The organism is Halobacterium sp. GSL-19 (genome assembly GCF_016917855.1).
Classification (GTDB): Archaea; Halobacteriota; Halobacteria; order Halobacteriales; family Halobacteriaceae; genus Halobacterium; species Halobacterium salinarum.
Genome location: NZ_CP070377.1, coordinates 1,727,691 through 1,747,965, shown reverse-complemented (window position 1 = coordinate 1,747,965; position 20,275 = coordinate 1,727,691). Strand labels below are relative to the sequence as shown.

15 protein-coding genes are annotated in these 20,275 nt (G+C 65.7%); 6 read left to right on the top strand and 9 right to left on the bottom strand.

What is annotated here, in order from left to right:
- Positions 1-94: 94 nt before the first annotated feature.
- A complete protein-coding gene (locus JT689_RS11000) occupies positions 95-643 on the top strand; it encodes an Sjogren's syndrome/scleroderma autoantigen 1 family protein (protein WP_136361643.1) in 549 nt (182 codons plus the stop codon).
- Here the strand turns inward: JT689_RS11000 and JT689_RS10995 are convergent.
- The 9 genes from JT689_RS10995 to JT689_RS10955 all read right to left on the bottom strand — a co-directional run bounded on the left by JT689_RS10995 (position 640) and on the right by JT689_RS10955 (position 12,859).
- Positions 640-1,962 carry an oligopeptide/dipeptide ABC transporter ATP-binding protein gene (locus tag JT689_RS10995; protein WP_205251221.1) on the bottom strand — a complete coding sequence of 441 codons (1,323 nt, stop codon included), beginning with the start codon at positions 1,960-1,962 and terminating at the stop codon, positions 640-642. The two genes, JT689_RS11000 and JT689_RS10995, sit on opposite strands and share 4 nt — an antisense overlap.
- The gene (locus JT689_RS10990) at positions 1,959-2,987 is read right to left on the bottom strand and encodes an ABC transporter ATP-binding protein (protein WP_012289492.1); all 1,029 of its coding nucleotides are present in this window, start codon (positions 2,985-2,987) and stop codon (positions 1,959-1,961) included. The genes JT689_RS10995 and JT689_RS10990 overlap by 4 nt, the downstream gene beginning before the upstream one ends.
- Positions 2,984-4,144 (bottom strand): ABC transporter permease, encoded by a 1,161-nt coding sequence (locus JT689_RS10985; RefSeq protein WP_205251220.1) that lies wholly within the window; start codon positions 4,142-4,144, stop codon positions 2,984-2,986. The genes JT689_RS10990 and JT689_RS10985 overlap by 4 nt, the downstream gene beginning before the upstream one ends.
- A gap of 1 nt (position 4,145) precedes the next feature.
- The gene (locus JT689_RS10980) at positions 4,146-5,126 is read right to left on the bottom strand and encodes an ABC transporter permease (RefSeq protein WP_010903760.1); all 981 of its coding nucleotides are present in this window, start codon (positions 5,124-5,126) and stop codon (positions 4,146-4,148) included.
- Between the two features lie 26 nt (positions 5,127-5,152).
- Complete coding sequence (locus JT689_RS10975; RefSeq protein ID WP_205251219.1) at positions 5,153-7,114, bottom strand: ABC transporter substrate-binding protein; 1,962 nt, start codon at positions 7,112-7,114, stop codon at positions 5,153-5,155.
- Between the two features lie 207 nt (positions 7,115-7,321).
- Positions 7,322-9,676, bottom strand: a complete 2,355-nt coding sequence (locus JT689_RS10970) for a DEAD/DEAH box helicase (protein WP_205251218.1) — start codon at positions 9,674-9,676, stop codon at positions 7,322-7,324.
- Between the two features lie 48 nt (positions 9,677-9,724).
- Positions 9,725-10,282 (bottom strand): dolichol kinase, encoded by a 558-nt coding sequence (locus tag JT689_RS10965; RefSeq protein WP_012289491.1) that lies wholly within the window; start codon positions 10,280-10,282, stop codon positions 9,725-9,727.
- Positions 10,279-12,009: a glycine--tRNA ligase gene (gene glyS / locus JT689_RS10960; protein ID WP_205251217.1), complete on the bottom strand. Its 1,731-nt coding sequence runs from the start codon at positions 12,007-12,009 to the stop codon at positions 10,279-10,281. Before glyS ends, JT689_RS10965 begins: the two co-directional genes overlap by 4 nt.
- Positions 12,002-12,859: a CBS domain-containing protein gene (locus tag JT689_RS10955; RefSeq protein ID WP_205251216.1), complete on the bottom strand. Its 858-nt coding sequence runs from the start codon at positions 12,857-12,859 to the stop codon at positions 12,002-12,004. The genes glyS and JT689_RS10955 overlap by 8 nt, the downstream gene beginning before the upstream one ends.
- A 304-nt stretch (positions 12,860-13,163) precedes the next feature.
- Between JT689_RS10955 and JT689_RS10950 the strand changes: the two genes are divergently transcribed.
- From JT689_RS10950 to JT689_RS10930, 5 genes are all read left to right on the top strand, one after another.
- A complete protein-coding gene (locus JT689_RS10950; RefSeq protein ID WP_345944590.1) occupies positions 13,164-15,041 on the top strand; it encodes an ABC transporter substrate-binding protein in 1,878 nt (625 codons plus the stop codon).
- A gap of 131 nt (positions 15,042-15,172) precedes the next feature.
- On the top strand, positions 15,173-16,264 hold the full coding sequence (locus tag JT689_RS10945) for an ABC transporter permease (protein WP_205251214.1): 1,092 nt from the start codon (positions 15,173-15,175) through the stop codon (positions 16,262-16,264).
- Between the two features lie 4 nt (positions 16,265-16,268).
- Positions 16,269-17,849 (top strand): ABC transporter permease, encoded by a 1,581-nt coding sequence (locus tag JT689_RS10940; protein WP_205251213.1) that lies wholly within the window; start codon positions 16,269-16,271, stop codon positions 17,847-17,849.
- Complete coding sequence (locus tag JT689_RS10935; RefSeq protein ID WP_205251212.1) at positions 17,850-18,938, top strand: ABC transporter ATP-binding protein; 1,089 nt, start codon at positions 17,850-17,852, stop codon at positions 18,936-18,938.
- Positions 18,935-20,272, top strand: coding sequence for an ABC transporter ATP-binding protein (locus JT689_RS10930; protein WP_010903750.1), 1,338 nt, complete (start codon positions 18,935-18,937; stop codon positions 20,270-20,272). Before JT689_RS10935 ends, JT689_RS10930 begins: the two co-directional genes overlap by 4 nt.
- Positions 20,273-20,275 lie beyond the last annotated feature (3 nt).

The following is a 20,275-nucleotide window of genomic DNA, read 5'->3' as shown; positions in this document are numbered from 1 at the left end:
ACAACCACCGAATCATGGTTCGACACGCATCGAATACAGGTGGTGTCGGTCATCGCCCGCAGCCTTTTCGACGCTCCCGACCGATACGCCACCCATGAGCAACACCGACGACGGCTTCGACAAGGAAGCCGCCCGCGAGGAACTCCGCGAGAAATACAACGCAGACCAACAGGACCGCGAGGAAACCGCACGCATGAGCGACCTCCTCCTGCAGGGCGCAACCATGACCAACGACCACTGCGACCGCTGTGGCACCCCCCTGTTCCGGCACGACGGCGAGACGTTCTGCCCGACGTGCCAACACGACGACAACGACGACGAACCCACTGCCACGACGCAGTCCGCGCCCGACCGCTCACCCCCCGCGGACCCACAGGCAACGCCACCGTCCTCGCCACCCACGACGCCCGACACCTCCTCCAGCACGGCCGCTGCAACCGACGACGTCCCGACGGCTGCCGCCCGCGACCGCCCCGAACACGCACCCACCGCCGAACCCACAACCCCAGCCACTGAGGAACTCGAATCCACCATCGCCGCGCTCGCGCGCCGCGCGAGCGACGCCGACGACCCCCGAACCGCCCGCGAATACCTCGAAGCGGCTCACGAAGCCGCCGCCGCCCTCGACACCCTCCGGCCCTAGTCGTCCCCTCCTGGTGCCGCCGCGCCGTCGCGGTGGCATGCGGTTGGCCGTCCCGTCCCATCCTCGTCCAACGGCGGCGACTCCCCTTCGCAGACGGTCTCGAACTCCTCGGCGAGCACCGCCCGCCCGTCCTCGACGTCGCCGCGCACGATGTCGTCCAGCGCCGCCTCCAGGGTGGCCTCCGCCGACGGATCGGTGAGCGTCTCGGGGATGTCGTGCTCGCGGCGCAGCTCCGCCTTCATCGCGTCAGCGTCCGCCGGCGACACCGACGCGCCGTCCTCCACGCCGACGAACGCCCGAAGCCCCGCAACGTCGACGCCGTGGCGCTCCACCGCAACCCGGAGGTTCATCACGCCGCGCCAATGTGCCTGCTCGAAGTCGTAGCCGTCGGGCTGGATCACCTCCGGACACCGCGTGTGGAAGTTACAGCCCGTCGGCGGATCGGACGGCGGCGGGACCTCCCCACGAAGCCCCGCATCGGTCCCCCGGGACTCCACCCCGACCGTCGGAATCGACCGAAGCAGCGCCCGCGTGTAGGGGTGTTCGGGGTCGTTGAACACGTCCTCGGTCCGCCCCATTTCCACGATCTCACCCAGGTACATCACCGCAACCCGATCGCACACCTCGCGCACCACCCCCATGTCGTGGCTGATGAACAGCACCCCCAGGTTGAACTCCGCCTGGATGTCGTTCAGCAGCGTCAACACCTCCGCCTGCACGCTCACGTCGAGCGCCGACACCGGCTCGTCGGCGACGATGAGTCGCGGGTTGACCACCAGCGCCCGGGCGAGCGCAACCCGCTGCTTCTGGCCGCCGGACAGCTCGTGAGGATACCGGGCGGCGTCCTCACCGCTCATTCCAACGCGTTCGAGGAGATCCCGCGCGATCTCCAAGCGCCGGCTGCGTGGCCCCACGCCGTGGATCTTGAGCGGCTCGGCGACCGACTCGCCGGTGGTCATCCGCGGGTCGAAGCTCGAATCCGGGTTCTGGAAGATCATCTGGGCCTCCCGCCGGAACCGCTTCAACGCCGTGTCGTCGTACGCGGTGACGTCTTCCCCGTCGAAGTAGACGCTGCCGGCGGTCGGGTCCGTGAGCCGGAGCACGGACTCCGCCACCGTCGACTTCCCACACCCCGACTCCCCCACGATCCCCAGGGTTTCGCCCGCCCGCACCTCGAACGACACCCCGTCCACCGCGCGAACCCGTCCGACCTCCGTCCGCAGTACGCCCTCCGTGATCGGGTAATGCTTCTTGAGGCCGTCCACTCGCATCAACGATTCCGTGGCGTTCGAATCCGTGTTCACGATCTGCTTGCTCATTGGTGTCCTCCAGTCGCGTCCTCGCCGTCGGCCAGTTCCCCCTCGTCGTGCTCGGCGTCGTAGTAGACACACGACGCCTCGTGGGTGTCGCCGTCGTCGACGCCCCACAACGGCGGCTGGTCGCCGCTCCGACACGCCTCGGTGGCGTGCTCACAGCGCGGCGAGAACCGACACCCTGCCGGCGGGTCCGTGACGTCGGGCAGCGACCCCTCGATCCGATCCATCGACCCGCCACGCCCCGGCAGACAGTCCATCAACGCCCGCGTGTACGGATGCGATGGGTTCCGGAAGATGTCCTCGACGGTCCCGGTCTCCATGACCTTCCCGGCGTACATCACGACGACGCGATCCGCGATCTCCGAGACCACCCCCAGGTCGTGGGTGACGAAGATGATCCCCATGTCGTGTTCGGCCTGGAGGTCTTCGAGCAACCGCAGGATCTGGCCCTGGATGGTGACGTCGAGGGCCGTCGTGGGCTCGTCGGCGATGAGCAGGTCGGGATCACAGGCCAGCGCCATCGCGATGAGCACGCGCTGTTTCATCCCGCCGGAGAACTCGTGTGGATAGTCGTCGACGCGCGCGCTCGCCTCCGGAATCCCGGTCTTATCCAGCAGGTCGACGACCTGCCGTTGAACCGGCACCTCGGGGTCGCCGTGGTCGTGGATCCGGATCGCCTCCCCGATCTGGCGGCCAACCGTATACACCGGGTTCAGGCCGTTCTGTGGGTTCTGGAAGATGTGGCTGATGCGCTTCCCGCGCACGTCCTGGAGTGCCGTCTCCGAGAGCGTCGTGAGGTCCATCCCATCGAAGGTGATCGTCCCGCCGACGATCTCCCCCGGCGGCGTGTCGAGAATCGACGTGATGGACTCACTCGTGACCGTCTTCCCGCTGCCGCTCTCCCCGACGATCGCCACGGTCTCCCCGTGGTCGACGTCGAAGCTCACCCCGTCCACCGCAAACACCGTGCCGGCGTCGGTGTGGAACTGCGTCTCCAGGTCCGACACCGAGAGCAACGGCTCGCTCACAGCCCCCCACCTCCGTCGACCTCCTGGCGGGGGTCCATGGCGTCACGCAACGACTCCCCGACGTAGTAGAACGACAGCACCGTCAGGAACAGGAACACGCCGGGGATCGTCGCGATCCACCACGCGCTGGCGAGGTTCACCTGCCCGGTGGCGATGGTCCGCCCCCACGAGTACGTGGTCGGATCGCTGAACCCGAGAAACGCCAGTGACGCCTCGCCGAGAATGAACCCCGGAATCCCGACCGTCGCGCTGATGATGATGCTGTTCGCCGAGTTCGGAATGAGATGTTGGCGCACGATGTAGAGCATGTTCGCACCCGAGGCTTCGGCGGCCGTGATGTACTCCTCGGAGGCGCGCTGCAACGCCTCCCCGCGCACGGTTCGAGCGATCCCCTCCCAACTGAAGAACCCGAACAGGAGGATGATCATCCACAGCTCGCTCCCGAACAAGTACGTCAACAACAACAACAGCATGAAATCCGGGAACACCGACTGCACGTCGACGTACCGCATCAGCAGCTCGTCGACCCGGCCGCGGCCGACCGACGTCGCGAACGCCGCGACGGCACCGACCGCCGACCCGATGATGACCGAGAAGATGGTCGCGATGAGCCCGACCTCCATGCTCACGCGCATCCCGTACACCACGAGCGTGAGGATGCCCTGGCCTTTCGCGGACGTTCCCAGTGGGTACTGCCAGGTGCCGGTTTTCACGACGCCACCGACGGTCGTGCTCATGCCAACCGGCGGCACGCTCTGGTTGGTGAACTGGGTCGTCGGCGGGTCGATGAGCAGCGGCCCGAGGACCCCCACGACGAACATGACCGCCAGCCAGCCCAGCGCCACCACGGCGACCTGATTCTTCTTGAACCGCTGCCAGTAGAACGCCCGCAGCCGCGGCTTCTGGGAGAGCGGAATCACCGCGTGGAAGACGATGGCGATGAGCGTCCCGATGAACAGCCACTCCACGCTCAACACGTCCCAGCGAAACACCAGCGGCCCAGTGTTCCACGTGTAGTCGTAGACGAACGCCACGATCAGGCCCAGATACGACAGCAGCTCCGCCAGCCCGGCCCGTGAGACACCTAGCGTCGAGATCCCCTGGGCGTCCCAGTCGATGTCCTCGAAGGTAGCGGTGTCGGCGTCTTCGGCGGCCATACTACCGATCACCGTAGTCGATCCGTGGGTCGAGGATGGTGTACGACACGTCCTCGATGAGGTTCCCGATGATCGCCAGGAAGACGGTGATCATCGTGGTTGCGAGCACGAGCGTCGTGTCCTGCTCGGTGATCGCGGTGAACGTCATCAACCCCAGCCCGGGAATGGAGAAGATCTGCTCGATGATGACCGACCCCGACCAGAAGATGGCCAGCAGGCTGCTGACGAAACTCGTCGTCAGCGGCACCGCGGCCATCCGGAAGACGTGGTGTATCATGAGCCGCCACTGGCTGGCCCCCTTCGCCTTCGCGACTTTCACGAACTCCTGGTTCATCTGCTCGATGGCCTGCGCCCGAGAGTACCGCATCTGCCACGCCAGCGAGGCCGTGAGCAGGACGAAACTCGGTATCAGGAGCTGCGTGATGTTCGCCATCGAGGCCCACCCCTGGTTTATCGGGATGCCGCTCTGGTAGTACGTCGAGATGAACTCGAAGTGCGTTCCTAACAGGATGATGAGCACGAGCGCGAACCAGAAGTTCGGAATACTGATGCCGAAAAACCCGACGAACGATCCCAGGTAGTCCGCCTTCGTGTACGGCTTGTACGCCGAATACAGGCCCAGTCCGTACCCGAGTATCGTCGACACCACGAGCACGGGAATGGCGTACTGGGCGGTGTACGGCCACGCCTCCGAGATCGCCGCCATCACCGACTGCGACCGGGATTCGGACCACCCCCAGTTCAGCGTCGCCATGTTCGTCACGTAGTTGACGTACCGCTCGGTGATGGGTTTGTCCAGGTTCTGCCGTTCACGGTACTGTTCTCTGCACTGCTGTGCGTCGCCGCCCGACGCCGAACAACTCATCACCGACTTCGTCTGTCCGGTGTCCGGCGACGCGACGAGCAGCCCGAACGTCAGGGTCAACGCGATCCACATCACCACGAACGTCCAGAGCACGCGTTTCACGATGTACCATTTCATAGTTGTGATCCCTCTGAACTGGTGGCTTAGCGGCCGCTGGCTCCGTCGGAGAAGTACATCTCCGAATACCGCTCTTCGACGTAGTAGTCGTTTGCGGGGCTGTCCGGAATGTTCCCGACGCTGTCGTTGTACGCGTAGAAGTTGTACGGGTTGTACTCGAAGATCACCGGCCGCTCCTCGGAGAGGTACTCCAGCATCTCCGTGATCTTCGCCTTCGCGGCGTCGCGACTCGCAGCCGTCTGGGCCGCATCACGCATTCCGGCGAGGTCTCTGTCCGGCGCATAGCCGTAGGAGTTGAACGACTGTTCGGTGCCGAAGAGGTTCGTGATCGTCTGGGCGGGCGTGTTCGGTCCATAGTCGAAGCCGAGTGTGAGCATGAAGTCCCACGGCTGGGCCGACACCGCTTCGTCCTGTGGGCCGCGGTTGTAGTCGGACGGCTGCCTGTTCTCGTCGCCGTATCCGGGCTCCCCCGAGAAGCCTGGTGCCGTCTCCGTCGTTTTGAAGTAGTTACTCATCAGGTTCGGCCACGACGTCGTTTCCTGGTTCAGCTTGATGCCGACCTTCCCGAGGCGCTTTTTCAGGTAGGCCGCCCGCAGGTCGTCGGTCTGCCCGGACTTGTAGACGATAGTCAACTCGACTTGGTTGCCGTCCGGTCCAACGAAGGTGTCGCCGCTGTACCCGTAGTCGTTCGAGGTGCCCTCCTTGAGGAGGCGGCGCGCTTCGTCCAGCGACCCCGAGAACGTCGTGAGGTTCTCGGTCGCGTACGGCCCCCAGGTCGGATGGAGCGTGTTCTGGACGCCGGCCCGCCCGTTGAGGATGTTCTCGACGATGAACTCGTTGTGATAGATGTGCGCCATCGCGTGCCGGACCTTCTTGTTCCGGAGCTGCGTCCAGCCGTTCGCACGGTGGTTGATCCCCAGATACCCGGACCACGACCGGTACGGGTTCTTATACAGCTCGATACCGCCCTGGTCGCGGAACTCCGGGACGTCCGTGGAGGGGATACTCACTCGGTCTATCTCCCCGCCTTTCAGCGCTTCACGAGCCGTACTCGCTTTGTTGAAGTACTGCACGTGGTACTCATCGAAATACGGCGCGTTCGCCATCACCTCGGGCACGCGATCGTCGCGTTTCGCCCACTTCCGGAGGTAGTAGTCCTCAGCCCGCTCGAAGGCCATGACCGACTGCTGGGACCAGCGCTTGAGATCCCACGGCCCGAGGTTGCCGTTGAACGCAGCCCGCATCACCTCCTCGTCCTGTTCGAGGCCGTCGGCGTCCTCGGCCTCGACGTACGGCTTCGCGAGCGCTTTCGGGATCGGGAACATCCCGCCGAGGGGTTCGTTGTACGCGAAAAACGGTCGCGGCTCCGGGATCGTCTCTCGGATCGTGTACTTGTCGACTTTCTCGAACGTGATCGGGGTGTTGTCAGCCCCGACGTTGAACAGGTGACTGTAGGTGAACGCCGTCCAGTCCGGCCGCCAGAGGTTGTTGACGTTCCAGAGGTAGTCGTCGGCGGTCAACTCCCCGTAGCCGTTGCCGTATTCGAGGTTGTCCCGGAGCGTGATCTCGATCTGGTCGACGGGCTCGGACACCGAGAAGTCCTCGAACCACAGCGGCAGGATGTCCTCGTACGCCTCCCCGGTCCGCGAGAACCCCGCATCCATCACTGCCTCGACGCGAGCGGAGGTCTCTCCGTCACCGATCCGGAACGCGTTCAGGCCGTTCGTCGTCGACGTCGTTGCCACCTTGAACGTCCCTCCCCGCGGGATGTTTTCGGGTTGCAGCGTCTCGGTGTCCGGCGACGACGTCTCCTCGCTGGTCGCGGTCGCCGCCGAGTCGTCGTTGCCGCCGCCCAGACAGCCCGCGACGCCCGCCGCAACCCCGGTCGCGCCGAGCGCTTTCAGCACCCGCCGCCGCGAGTGTGCCTCGCTGGTGGACTGATCCGTGTTTGGTCGTGATGGTCTCGCATGGTTGTCTCTATTTGCCATGGCACACACATACAATACATGTGGTATATATGTTTCCCATGATAGCTCAGTATGCCCACACGACGAGTCGTGAGAAACGGCTGCGCCGATCCAACGACCGGGGTTGATCGCCCAGCACGCCGAACCGCGGCTGAGCGCGCCCCACCGGCGATTCACCGAACACAGCCGCCACACAGACCTCTCAACGAAACGATATTCTGCCCGCGCTCACTCCGGCTGATACTCGGTCCCAACGACCCCGCGTATCCGCTCGGCGGTCACTGCCCCGACGCCATCGGCCGCCGTGAGCTCGTCCTCGCTGGCTGTCATCACCGCCTCCACGCTCCCGAACGTGTCAAGCAGCGAGCGCGCTGTCACCGGCCCCACGTCGGTGATCGACGACACCACGTACTCCTGTTGCTCGCCCTGCGTCTTCGCAGCTTTCTCGCCGTGCGCGCTCACCGCGCGGTCGTTGGTGGTCTGCTCGCGCTCGGCGATGGTCTCGATCATCTCCGTGGTGTCATCCTCGCCGTTCGTGTGCATGACGCTCAGCCCCCAATCAACCGCCAGCGACGCCATCGCCGACCGAACCGCGTTCGGGTGCACGTTCCGCTCGGCGTAGAGGTCGCCGTCGCCCTCGACCACCAGCACGGGCCGCGTGTACTGGCGCGCAAGCTCCTTGGCCTGCTCGAAGATGGAGCGCTCGCTCCCCAGCAGCGTGTCCATGAAATCACTGTGGGACTTGCGCTCGACCGCCACGCGATCCGACACCACGTAATCCCCCACCGCGAGCGTCTCCAGGCGCGTCTCCACGCCGTCGCGCTTCGAGAGCTCGCGCGCGATCGTCGAATCCAGCTCGCGCTGATCCACCACCACCTCGACCGCCTCGCCGGCACCGTCTACACGCGCCGCCACGCCCTCGGTGTCCTCGCCGTCGGACACGTCCTCGGGAGCCGGTGCCGCCGGCTCCTCGCCGGCCGCCTCGGCGTCCCCGAACTCGTCTAAGGCCTGTTGTGCGCCGCCCCCACCGAGCTCGGTCTCCAACTCGTCGGCACGCCCCTTCAGCGACTGCAGTTCCTCGGTCATCTCCTGCTCGCGGCGGCGCGAAATCCAGAAATACGCCTCGTCGCGGGTGTCCTCCGCCAGCAACACCACGACCCGGCCGGCCGTCTGGCGGCCGGTTCGGCCCTTCCGCTGAACCGAGCGGATCGCCGTCGGCACCGGCTCGAAGAACAACACGAGATCGACCTCCGGCACGTCCAACCCCTCCTCGGCGACGCTCGTCGACACCAACACCTCGAAGTCACCGCTCCGGAACTCGGCCAGCGTCTCGCGCTGCTCGGTCTGGGTCATCCCGTCGCTGCCGTCGGCATCCCCCTGCCCGACGAACCGCCGGGTGTCGAAATGCTCGCCGAGAAACGCCGTCAGCGCCTCGGCGGTGTCCCTCGACTCCGTGAACACGATGACCCGGTCCCCGTCCTCGATGCCCAGCGTCTCCGCCAGCAACATCCTGGCCTGCCGGAACTTCGGATGCAGGCCGTCGAACTCCCTGGCGGTCCGCATCGCCCGCTTGACCGCCGGCTCGCTCACCAGCCGCTGGCTGGCCTTCGACGCCCCGGCGGTGTTCGCGGCGTTGCGCTGGCGCTCGAAATACCGCCGCACCGACTCCACGCTCTGGGTCTCGACGAGCTCGACGGCGCGCTTGAGCTTCATCACCTCGGCGTGCACGCTCATCCCCTGGTAGCCGTCGCTGTCGTCGTCGTCGATGAGCTGCTGGAGCCGCCCCCGGATCTCGTTGAGGTCTTTCTGGCTGATGTCCGGACTGGACGCCTTCGTCACGCCGATCTCCCGGAGTTTCGCCAGGCGATCCTCGATCACATCGTTGATCGCGTCCCGGATCTCCAGGATCTCCTCGGGGAGCGTGACGCGCTCCCACTGCACGTCGGTGTCGTGGGTGTGCTCGCCGACATCGGCGTCGTCCTCGGTCATCACCTCCACGTTCCCCACGCCGAGGTTCTCACACACCGTCCGGATCTCCGCCTCGGTGCCGCCCGGCGACGCGGACATCGCGGTCACCAGCGGAGCGGCCGCATCGGCGTGATACCGCTCGGCAACGTACGTGTACGCGTAATCACCGGTCGCCCGGTGGCACTCGTCGAACGTGCAATGCACCACGTCGTCCATGTCGATGCGGCCGCCCACGAGGTCGTTCTCGACGACCTGCGGGGTGGCGACCACGACCCTGGCGTCGGTCCACGCCGCACGCCGGTCGTCCGGTCGCGTCTCCCCCGTGAACACCACCACGTCGTCGTCGGGAACCGCCAGCGCCTCCCGGTAGAAGCCGGCGTGCTGTTCGACCAGCGGCTTCGTCGGTGCCAACAGCAGTGCCGTCCCGCCCGCGTCGTCGGCCAACCGATACGCCGTCACCAGCAGGCTCACCGTCGTCTTCCCCAGCCCCGTCGGCAGACACACCAGCGTGTGCCCCTGTCGGGCCGCCGCCGCCAACTGGAGTTGGTACTGGCGCGCCTCGATCACACCATCAGCAAGCATCGGATGGTCGACGTACCCCATCTCCTCCGACATTCGCCCACGAGTACGTCGGTCGCTCGGTTAAGCGTTCGCGTCCCGCGCTCAGACAGCCGCCACCAGCCACATCGCGGCCGCCGACCCCAGCGGGATCGAGGCGTTGTCGTCGATGACGTACCCGCGAACGACCGGTGTCGTGCCGTCGGCCAGCGTCGCGGTCACCGCACCCGCCACCCCAGCAGACAGCGGCACCGCAAGCAGGCTCGCGATCCCCAGACACACCCCGAACGTCGCCAACAACACCCACCCCTGCTTGAGCCCCGTGCCGCTCCCCGACAACAACCCACTGACCGGATCGCCGATCGACAACATCAACACCGCCGGCACCGCCACGCTCGCGGGAAACACCACCACCGTCGCCGCCCCCGCGAGCATGTACAGCGCGTACCCCGCGGGGTTGTCCTGCTCGTACTCTCGCGTGAGCGCGTCGTACACCCGCCAGCTCACGCGCCCGGACAGCCGCAGCAGCTCCAACACGACCGCAATGGCTGCGCCCACCACGAACAACCCCTGTACGACCCGCCACGACACGACGCCACCGAGAAACCCCGCCGGAATGACCGCGCCACTGGCGTGCACGAGCCGCCGGCGGAGTTCGCTCACAGCGCTTCGAAACGCAACTCGCCGTCTCGAAGCCCGACCAGCGTCTCCGCCACCTCCGCGATCGGCACGCGAACCTGTGTTGTGGTGTCCCGATCCCGCAGCGTCACCGCGCCCTCTTCGAGGGCTTCGTAATCAACCGTGACGCAGTACGGGGTGCCGACCTCGTCCTGGCGGCGGTACCGCCGCCCGATGTTCCCCGAGTCGTCGTAGGTCACCGCCAGCCCGGCCGCCCGCAGCTCCGCCGCGATCTCCCGGGCGCGCTCGCCCAGGCCGTCCTTGTCCATCAGCGGGAACACCCCCACCGTCGTCGGCGCGACCTCGGCGGGCAGCCGCAACACGTCCCGTGGTTCGCCGTCGACCTCGTCGGCCTCATAGGAGTGCGCCAGCGCCGTGTACACCGCCCGCCCGATCCCGAACGCCGGCTCCACCACGTGGGGGATGATGTGGCGGCCCGACTCGGTCTCCTCGGCGACCTCGAAGCCGGTCCGCTCGGTGGGCACGGTGTACGCCTCGCCGTCGACGTCCACCGTGACCTCGTCGCCGTCGAAGGCCGCCCGGTCACGGGCCGCCAGCGCCGCCAGCGCGTCGGCCACGTCGCCCGCAGCCCCGCCGAACTCCGGCCCCAAATACGACATCTCGGGGTCGACGCTCGCGCGTTCGACGGTCTTGGGCTCGTCGTACGCCTGGAACACGGTGAAGCTGTCGTCGGCGTGCTCGTCGTGCTTCGAGAGGTCGTAGTCGGTCCGTGACGCCACGCCCTCCAACTCCACCCAGTCGCCGTCGACCTCACCCTCGGCGTCCCAGCAGTCCGACGCGTAATGCGCCAGCTCGCCGGGGAGGTGTTGACGGAACCGGAACCGGTCCATGTCCACGCCGACGCGCTCGAACCACTGCTTGGAGCGCGCGAGGAAATACGCCACCCACTCGCCGCCCACCACGCCCTCGGCGAGGGCCTCCTGGGGCGTCAGCCGCAGGTACTCCTCGCCGGCTGCCTGCTGTGCGTCGACCGGGTACAGCGGCAACTCCACGTCGGCAACCCGGTCGAGGGCGGGGCCGTCGTCGGCGGGGTCCACGAAGAACTCCAGCTCCGCCATGGTGAACTCCCGGGTCCGCAACAGGGCGTTGCGCGGGCTGATCTCGTTGCGATACCCCGTGCCGACCTGGGCGACGCCGAACGGCAACTGGTTGCGGGCGTACTCCTTGAGCCGCGGGAACTCCGTGAACATCCCCTGGGCGGTCTCCGGGCGCAGATACCCCGGGTCGCCGTCGCCGGGACCGATGGTCGTGTCGAACATCAGATTGAAGCCGGTCACCGACTGGCCGGCCAGCGGGCCGCCACACGCCGGACACACCAACTCGTGGTCGGCGATGAGCGCCTCGACCTCGTCGGTCGGCATGGATTCGGCGTCCTCGACGTCGGTGTTGTCCTCGATGACGTGGTCGGCGCGGTGGCTCTCCCCGCAGTCCGGACACTCCACAAGCATGTCGTCGAAGTCGTCGAGATGGCCGGACGCCTGGAACACCGGCTCCGGCGTCACCGTCGGCGAATCGATCTCCATGTTCCCCTCGCGGGTGACAAAGCGGTCGCGCCACGCGTCCTCGATGTTGCGCTTCAGCGCCGCGCCCTCCGGGCCGTACGTGTAAAACCCCGCCGCGCCCCCGTACGCCTCGCTCGCCTGGAAGAAGAACCCGCGCCGTCGCGCGAGCTCGCTCACCGTCTCACTCATCGGTGAGCGCAGCCAGCAGGTCAACGTCGCGTACGATACCGGTGAGCTCGTCGCCCGACATCAGTGGGAGCTGCTCGATGTCCGTGTCGAGCATGGTCTGGGCGGCGTCCCTGGAGGTCCGCTTGCCGGTCACGGTCACGACGTCGCTGGTCATGAACTCCCGCACCGGTTCGGCCGGGATCTGGACGTTCCGCGTCGGCAGATACCGGCTGCCGACGGCCTTGATCGACTCCCACTTCCAGTCGTCGTCGTCGGCGGCCATCGAATCACCGGTCTTGTCCTCGCCCTCGACGACGCGCGCCACGTCGATGATGTCGACCTCGGTCACCATCCCCGCCATGTCGCCGGTCTCCCCGAGCACCACCGAGTACGGCACGTTGGCGTACGAGATGCTGCGCTCGGCGACCGTCAGCGGCGCGCCCTCGTAGGTCGTGTTGATGTCGCGGCGCGCGAGCCCCCCGACGTCGGTGTCGCCGTCGGCCTGCCCGTCGGCGATCGCACGCACCACGTCGGTCACCGTGACGATGCCCTCCAGGCGCTCGTCCTCGACGACCGGCACGCGTCGCGTCCCGGAGTCCACCATCAGCGACGCCACCTCCGGGACCGTCGTGTCCTGGGTGGTCGTCGGTACGTCCCGCATCAGCAACGCCAACTGGTCCTCCTCGGGGCGCTCGATCAGGTCGTCCCGGGAGATAAGTCCGCGATACCGCTCGCCGTCCTCGCTTGCCTTCACCACGGGCACCGCGGAGAACGCCCGCTCCTGTAGGTATTCGAGGATGTCGTCCCGCGTCCCGGGCAGCTCGACCGTCACCACGTCGTCCCGGGGTGTCATCGCGTCAGCGACGTTCATGTGGGCGTCGTACTTGCCCCACCCATTTGTAGGCTACGACAGCTTGCGTCACCGACTCACGGGTCTACGCTGACGATCCACGGAGCCACCGCAGGCCGACCGCGGCGACCGCCACGTCGACGCACGGCGCGCACGCACAACACGAGACAGCGCGTAAACTAATCACGAAGCTGTCGTGTCGGCCGCTGGTATCGCCACTCTCGGTATGCGTACGCGTGCACGCAGTTTCCACGCGCCGGTCGCGTTACACCGACCACGATCGCGCGGACTTGACGAAGAGCTTAAGTACATGCTATTGTCACCTATGACCATGACAGGTGACGGCATGTCCAACACGAGTCGTCGTCGGTTCCTGAAAGCCACGGGCGCGGCAGCCCTCACTGCCACCGTCGCTGGCTGCAGCGACAGCACCAGCGACGCCGATGGCAGCGGCGGCAGCGAGCCGACTGACACGCCAACGACCACCGGCGAAAGCACCGACTACCAGCCCGACTTCGACAAATACCCCTACGGGATCGACGAGACGAAAGTCGCGGAAGCGCGCAAGGTCATGGAGGAGGCCGGCTACGGCCCCGACAACAAGTACGAGCTCAACTGGCTCCAGTACCAGAGCCCGACGTGGAAGGAGATGGCGAACACCATCCGCGCCCGGCTCGAACAGGCCCACATCGAAATGACGATCAACGACGCCAACTTCTCGTCGCTGCTTGAAACCACCAAGCAGGGCGAGCACGAGGCGTTCACCCTCGGATGGGTTGCCGACTACCCGCGGCCGCGGAACTTCATGCAGCTCGTTCAGCCGGACAACACGGTCTACGGCGGCGAAACCGCGGCCAACGGCGCACGCCTCTACTGGAAGGAGGACGCCAACTCCGATCCCGGCGTTCGGGAGTTCATGACCGAACAGTACGAGCGGCTCGTCAGCAACCCCGGCCAATCAGAGGACGCGATCCAAACTCGGAAGGACGCCGCAACCAACATGGAAGAAGGGATCTGGGAGTCGGCTGCGCTCATTCCGGTGTACCACAACCTCGCCCAATCCTTCTGGTACGACCGGCTCGACTACAACCCACCCGGCGCGATGGACTCCTCGAAACAGAAGACGAACAATGCTGTCGCCGGCATCGACGGGAAAGACCGGTTGAGCGGCATTTCGTCCACGTTCAACTCTCTGGACCCGGTCGCCTCGGGCAACACCGCAAGCGGGGCCAAGGTGATGGACCTGTTCGACGCGCCGACCAACTACAAGAACGGTCGGACGGAGATCTCGAACCTCCTCATCACCGACTACGAGACCAACGACGACCTCTCCGAGTACACGCTCACGCTCAAGGAGGGCGTGCAGTTCCACGGCGACTACGGCGAGATGACCGCCGCCGACGTCGTGTACTCGATCCGTCGGCTGGCGGAGTCGACGAACTCCACCAACCAGTCGTTCGCCATCTCCACGCTGGCCATCGAACACGAGGTCGACGAGAACGGCGCAGTCAAACGCGCCACCGGCGTCGAAGCTGTCGACGACTACACGGTTCGTCTCACACTCGAATCGCCGTTCCCGTACGCCCTTGACGTGCTAACGTACGGTGCGTTCTCCGTGGTTCCGGAGGGGATCGTCGGTGACATCGAGGGCTACGAGGGCGACATGCCGTACCCGGAGTTCTCCGCGTCGAACCCGGTCGGCACCGGTCCGTTCACGTTCGTGGAGTGGGACTCCGGCAACGGCGGGTCGTACTCCGCGGATGCCTTCGAGGACTACCACGACGGCGCGCCGGCGATCGACGGCATCGACGACGCCATCATCTCGGACGACACGGCACGATACAACTACTTCCTGAACGAGAACGCCGACTCCACCGGCATCCCGACCTCGAAATACGATCCATCACTGCACTCCAGCGGTGAGACGCTCCCCGGTGGCCGCAAGCTCGGCACCTACGGCCCCATGGAGAACGACAAGACGGTGAACTCCTCGTCGGTTTCGACGATCGACACGTACTACGTCGGCTTCAACATGACCAAGGTCCCGAAGCCGGTGCGCAAGGCGATGGCGTACGTGATCAACCGCGAGCAGTTCGTCTCGGACGTGTTCAAGGGCCGTGGCGTCGGTGCCTTCCACCTGCAGCCGCCACAGCTGTTCAGTGACGGCCAGGAGGGGTACAACAACCATTACCAGGGCGAGTAACCGGCTGAGTCAGTAAATCGAACCTTTTTTTATTACCTAATTCAACCCTTGAGTCACATCCGCACGCTTGCGACACCCTAGCGGATATCAACTATGTACGCCGCCGAAACAACAGTCCGTGGTGATACACAATGAACCGACCACTATACATCGCGAAGCGGTTACTTCTCGGTGTCCCGGTCCTCCTGTTCGGTCTCACACTCACCTTCCTGATCCTGTACCTGGGGCCGATCGATCCCGTCCTCGCCATCCTCGGGAAGGACGCAACCCCAACCGCCGCCCGCAACCTGGAGATCTCCCTGGGGATCCGATACCCCAACGGCAGCCTCGTTCCACTGTGGGTGCAGTACAAGAACTTCCTCGTCAACATGGTGACGTTCGACTTCGGGACGTCCTGGGCGATCGCCCGAAACCAGCCCGTGGCCGCCATGATCGTCAGCCGCCTGCCCGCAACCATCTGGCTCGGCTTCTGGTCGGTGCTGGTTGCGCTTTTCGTCGGCATTCCGGTCGGCCTGTACGCGGGCCTCAACTCCAACTCGTGGAGCGATTACGCGGCCTCCTTCGGGGGAATCGTTTGGCGTGCGATGCCGAACTTCTGGCTGGCAGTGATGCTGTCCGGGCTGATCACCGCCGGCGGTGTGCTTTCCGGATACCGTGATCTCATCATCGAAACCGACGTTGTCGGCACCTCGAACGCGCTCCAACACCTGTTCTCGGGGATCGACCCGTTCGTCGGCGTGCCCGTCTTGGAGTTCTTCTGGATCCCCGTTCCGAACCTCGGCCCGATGGCCGAAGCGTTCAAGTGGATCCTGCCGGCGGCGCTCGTTCTCGGGTCCTCATCGATGGGTAACGAAGTCCGCATCGGCCGGACTGCCGTCCTCGAAAGCCTCCGGTCCGAATACGTCGACACCGCGAAAGCCAAAGGCGTCTCCCCGCGACGCATCATCGTGAAACACATCGGCCGAAACGCGGTCATTCCGCTGCTCCCGGTCATCATGGGCGAGTTCTACTTGCTCATCGGCGGCTCCGTTCTCGTCGAGAAGGTCTTCAGCATCAACGGGATCGGGAACCTCTTCATCCGCGCCGCGTTCAACTCCGACATCCCGGTGATGATGTCGCTGGTGTTCATCTTCATCCTCATGCAGATCCTGTTCAACCTCCTCCAGGACGTGCTGTACACGTACATCGATCCGCGAATCACGCTGTCAGACACGACCGAGTAACACAATGGCCGCAAACACCACTCACGCAGACGACACACGAGACACCACACGCCGCAGCACCGACGGTCTCTGGACCCGCATCCGCACCAACCCCCAGCCGGCCCTCCGATGGGGTGTCGTCGCTGCAGTGCTGGTCGTACTGGAGCTGGGTGCTCTTACGGGCGGAATCCTCACGCTCGTTGACGCCCTCGTCATGGGTGTCACTGGTCTCATCGATGTCATCGTCGGACTGGTTTCACCGGCGTTGGCCGGCCGAGTCGTTGACGTCCAACTGGCGCTCAGCACGTTCATCGAGGGCGTTCGGTCGACGGCACAGAGCCTCCCGACGCTTCTCAGCCGCGATGTCATTCCCAACCAGGGGTACAACGACCCCTCGACCGTGCGGTCGTTCCTGGGATTGTCGTACAACGCCTGGACCGGGCCGTTTTTGGGACTGTCGCCCGCCGCCGCGTGGGCGATCCGGATGGCGTTGACACTCGCGTACTCGCTGTTCACCTTCTACTGGCTGTACCGCGGCTGGCTCACGTTCCGCACCCACTACCGCAGAGCCGGCTGGACGCCCCGCGACGACATGGTCAATCGGCTCCGCAACCACTCCTGGGGGAAGTTCGGGATCGTCGTCCTGGTGTTGTTCCTCACGATGTCGCTGTTCGGAACGACGCTTGCGCCCTCGACGGTTCAGCAGAACATCACCGCCTCGTACGGCAACGAGGTCCAGTACGTCTCGGCCGACACCGGCGCCGTGGAGACGATCCCCGCCGGGGAAGCGAACTTCAACTCGAAATCGAAGGGCAACCCCGCACAGAACGTGGGTGTCATGACGTACGACGACTACGGGCGGTTCCATCCGTTCGGCACGCTCCCCAACGGCCGTGACCTGTTCACGTATATGATGGGTGGTGCCGAAACCACGCTGATGGTGACGGGTATCGCCATCGGGATGGCGGGGTTCATCGCCGCGCTGCTGGCGTTGGTGTCGTCGTACTACGGGGGGACGGTGGACCTCTCCGTGCTGACGCTCGCCGACGGGATCGTCTCGATCCCCCAGCTGTTGTTGTTGATCATGGTCAGTGTCGTGTTCCAGGACCACTGGCTCAAGTCCGTGTTCAACGGCGGGCTGCTGTTAGCGCTGGTGTTCGGGCTGACGACGTGGCCGGTCCTGTGGCGTTCGCTCCGTGGCCCGGCGTTGCAGGTCGCCGAAGAAGAGTGGGTTGACGCCGCGAAGAGCTTCGGCCAGCAACCCACGGTCACGATGCGAAAACACATGCTGCCGTACGTGCTGGGGTATCTGTTGATCTACGCGTCCATGACCGTGGGCGGCATCGTCATCGCGATGGCGTCCCTGTCGTTCCTCGGCAACGGACTCGGGATCACGCCGCCGACGCCCGCGTGGGGCCGCGCCATCTCCCAGGGGCAGCCCTACGTGTCGTCGGCGTCGTGGCACATCGCCCTCATTCCCGGCCTGATCATCGTCGTCTTGGTCACCGGAGCGAACGCGCTCGGGGACGGCATCCGTGACGCGATCGACCCCGAGAGCGAAGGCGGCTCCGAGGAAGAAGCTGCGGCCACCGGAGGTGGTGCATAGATGCAATCCACGACACCGACAGCCGACGACGACTCGCGGGACGAATCGATCCTGTCCATCCGGAACCTACAGACGGTCTTCCGGACGGACCACGAACACATCCGCGCCGTTGACGGGATCTCGCTGTCGATTTCGCCCGGCGAAACGCTCGGGATCGTCGGCGAATCCGGCTCCGGGAAAAGCGTCACTGCGCGGTCGATCATGGGGCTGGTCGACGCGCCGGGCGAAGTCCTCCCGGAGTCCTCGATCGTCTTCGACGGCACCGAGCTCACGGAGCTCAGCGCCGACCAGTACCAGGAGGTCCGCGGGAGCGGCGTCGGCATGATCTTCCAGGACCCGCTGAAATCCCTGAACCCCGTCTACACGGTGGGCAACCAGATCCGGGAGGCCCTCCGGATCAACCGCGGGATCACCGGCCAGGAGGCCACTGACGTCGCCATCGACCTGCTCGAAGACGTCGCGATCCCCGACCCCGAGCGGCGACTCGACGAGTACCCCAACGAGTTCTCCGGGGGGATGCGACAGCGCGCAGTGATCGCGATGATGCTCGCGTGCGACCCCGACGTGCTCATCTGCGACGAACCCACGACCGCCCTCGACGTGACGATTCAGGCCCAGATCGTCGAACTCCTCCAGGACATCCAGGCCGAGCGTGACCTGGCGATCCTCTTTATCACCCACGACATGGGCGTCATCGCGGAGATCAGCGACCGCGTCAACGTGATGTACGCCGGCGAGTTCGTCGAGAAGGCACCGGTCGAAGAGCTGTTCGCAAACCCCAAACATCCGTACACGCAGGGCCTGTTGGACGCCATCCCGGGAACGAGCGTCGACGACGAGCGGCTCAACACCATCGAGGGCGACGTGCCAACGCCCAACCAGCCCGCGACCGACTGCCGGTTCGCCCCCCGGTGTCCCAAGGCGTTCGAGGACTGCACCGAGGTTCATCCGACACACGTCTCGGTGTCCGACACCCACGACCACTCGACGGCGTGCCTGCTGTACCCCGAGGGGAAATCGCGCACCGAGCGCGTCGAACACCACCGCTCGCAGGCCCCCGCCGACACGCAAGGAGGTGCCCAGGAATGAGCCAGCAATCGATCCAGTCGACCGCGGACGCCGACCAGCACAGCCAGCCACTCGTGGAGGTCACCGACCTCAAAAAACACTACGGCGACGGCGGCCGGTTCAGCGGCCCGCCGGTCAAGGCCGTCGACGGCGTGAACTTCGAGATCCAGGAGGGCGAAACCCTCGGGCTGGTGGGTGAGTCCGGCTCCGGGAAGACGACCCTGGGGCGCACGCTCATCCAGCTCGAAACCGCGACCGAGGGCACCGTCTCCTTCGACGGCCGGGACATCACGAAGCTCACCGGCAGCGATCTCAAGCAGTGGCGCAAGAACGCCCAGATCGTCTTCCAGGACCCGGATTCAAGCCTCAACGACCGCATGACCATCGGTGAGATCGTGCGCGAGCCCCTGGACGCCCACGACTGGAACTCACCCGCCGAGCGCCGGGACCGCGTCAAGGAGCTGTTGTCCTCGGTCGGCCTCCAGGCCGACCACTACTACCGGTATCCCCACCAGTTCTCCGGCGGGCAACGCCAGCGCATCGGCATCGCACGCGCACTCGCCTTGGAGCCGGAGTTCATGGTCCTCGACGAACCGGTGAGCGCGCTCGACGCCTCCGTGCAGGCGAAGATCCTCAACCTCCTGGAGGACCTCCAAGACGAGTTCGGGCTCACGTACCTGTTCATCGCCCACGACCTCTCGGTCGTGCGTCATATCTGCGACCGCGTCGCAGTCATGTACCTCGGCAAGATCATGGAGATCGGCGAGACGGAGGAGCTGTACGCCGACGCGAAAAACCCCTACACGCGGTCGTTGTTGTCCGCGATCCCACGGCCCGACCCCACCATCGACCGGAACCGAATCACGCTTCCCGGTGCCCCGCCCAGTCCCCGCAACCCGCCGGCGGGGTGTCAGTTCAGCACCCGGTGCCCGGCGAAGATCCGGCCCGAGGCGTACGCCGACATCGACGACGACACGTGGAGTCGCATCGAGCAGTTCCGCGAGGTCGTGCGTGAGCGCACCCGCGACCAGATGGGGGTTCGTGACCGCGTGAAACGCCGCTTGGGCACGTTCTCGAAGTACGACGACATCGAGGAGGCCGCCGACGACCTGTTCGCGGACGTCGACCTCCCAGCGGGAATCACTGACACCGTTGACACCGCCATCGAAGCAGTCAAAGACGGCCGTCCAACCGAGGCACACGACGCCCTCACACGGGAGTTCGGCGGCGTCTGTGACACCGAGCGCCCCGACATGCACCAGGTCAGTGACGCCGGCCGGCTGAGCTACTGCCACCGCCACGATTCGGAGTACGACTCGGTCGCCGACACGCTCGCCGACCGGTCCCACGAGTAACCA

Coding starts and splice junctions, on each gene's coding strand:
- JT689_RS10930 (WP_010903750.1), top strand. CDS start 18,935: ATGAGCCAGCAATCGATCCAGTCGACCGCGGACGCCGACCAGCACAGC.
- JT689_RS10985 (WP_205251220.1), bottom strand. CDS start 4,144: ATGGCCGCCGAAGACGCCGACACCGCTACCTTCGAGGACATCGACTGG.
- JT689_RS10935 (WP_205251212.1), top strand. CDS start 17,850: ATGCAATCCACGACACCGACAGCCGACGACGACTCGCGGGACGAATCG.
- JT689_RS10995 (WP_205251221.1), bottom strand. CDS start 1,962: ATGAGCAAGCAGATCGTGAACACGGATTCGAACGCCACGGAATCGTTG.
- JT689_RS10975 (WP_205251219.1), bottom strand. CDS start 7,114: ATGGCAAATAGAGACAACCATGCGAGACCATCACGACCAAACACGGAT.
- JT689_RS10970 (WP_205251218.1), bottom strand. CDS start 9,676: ATGTCGGAGGAGATGGGGTACGTCGACCATCCGATGCTTGCTGATGGT.
- JT689_RS10955 (WP_205251216.1), bottom strand. CDS start 12,859: ATGAACGTCGCTGACGCGATGACACCCCGGGACGACGTGGTGACGGTC.
- JT689_RS10980 (WP_010903760.1), bottom strand. CDS start 5,126: ATGAAATGGTACATCGTGAAACGCGTGCTCTGGACGTTCGTGGTGATG.
- JT689_RS10940 (WP_205251213.1), top strand. CDS start 16,269: ATGGCCGCAAACACCACTCACGCAGACGACACACGAGACACCACACGC.
- glyS (WP_205251217.1), bottom strand. CDS start 12,009: ATGAGTGAGACGGTGAGCGAGCTCGCGCGACGGCGCGGGTTCTTCTTC.
- JT689_RS10945 (WP_205251214.1), top strand. CDS start 15,173: ATGAACCGACCACTATACATCGCGAAGCGGTTACTTCTCGGTGTCCCG.
- JT689_RS10950 (WP_345944590.1), top strand. CDS start 13,164: ATGACCATGACAGGTGACGGCATGTCCAACACGAGTCGTCGTCGGTTC.
- JT689_RS11000 (WP_136361643.1), top strand. CDS start 95: ATGAGCAACACCGACGACGGCTTCGACAAGGAAGCCGCCCGCGAGGAA.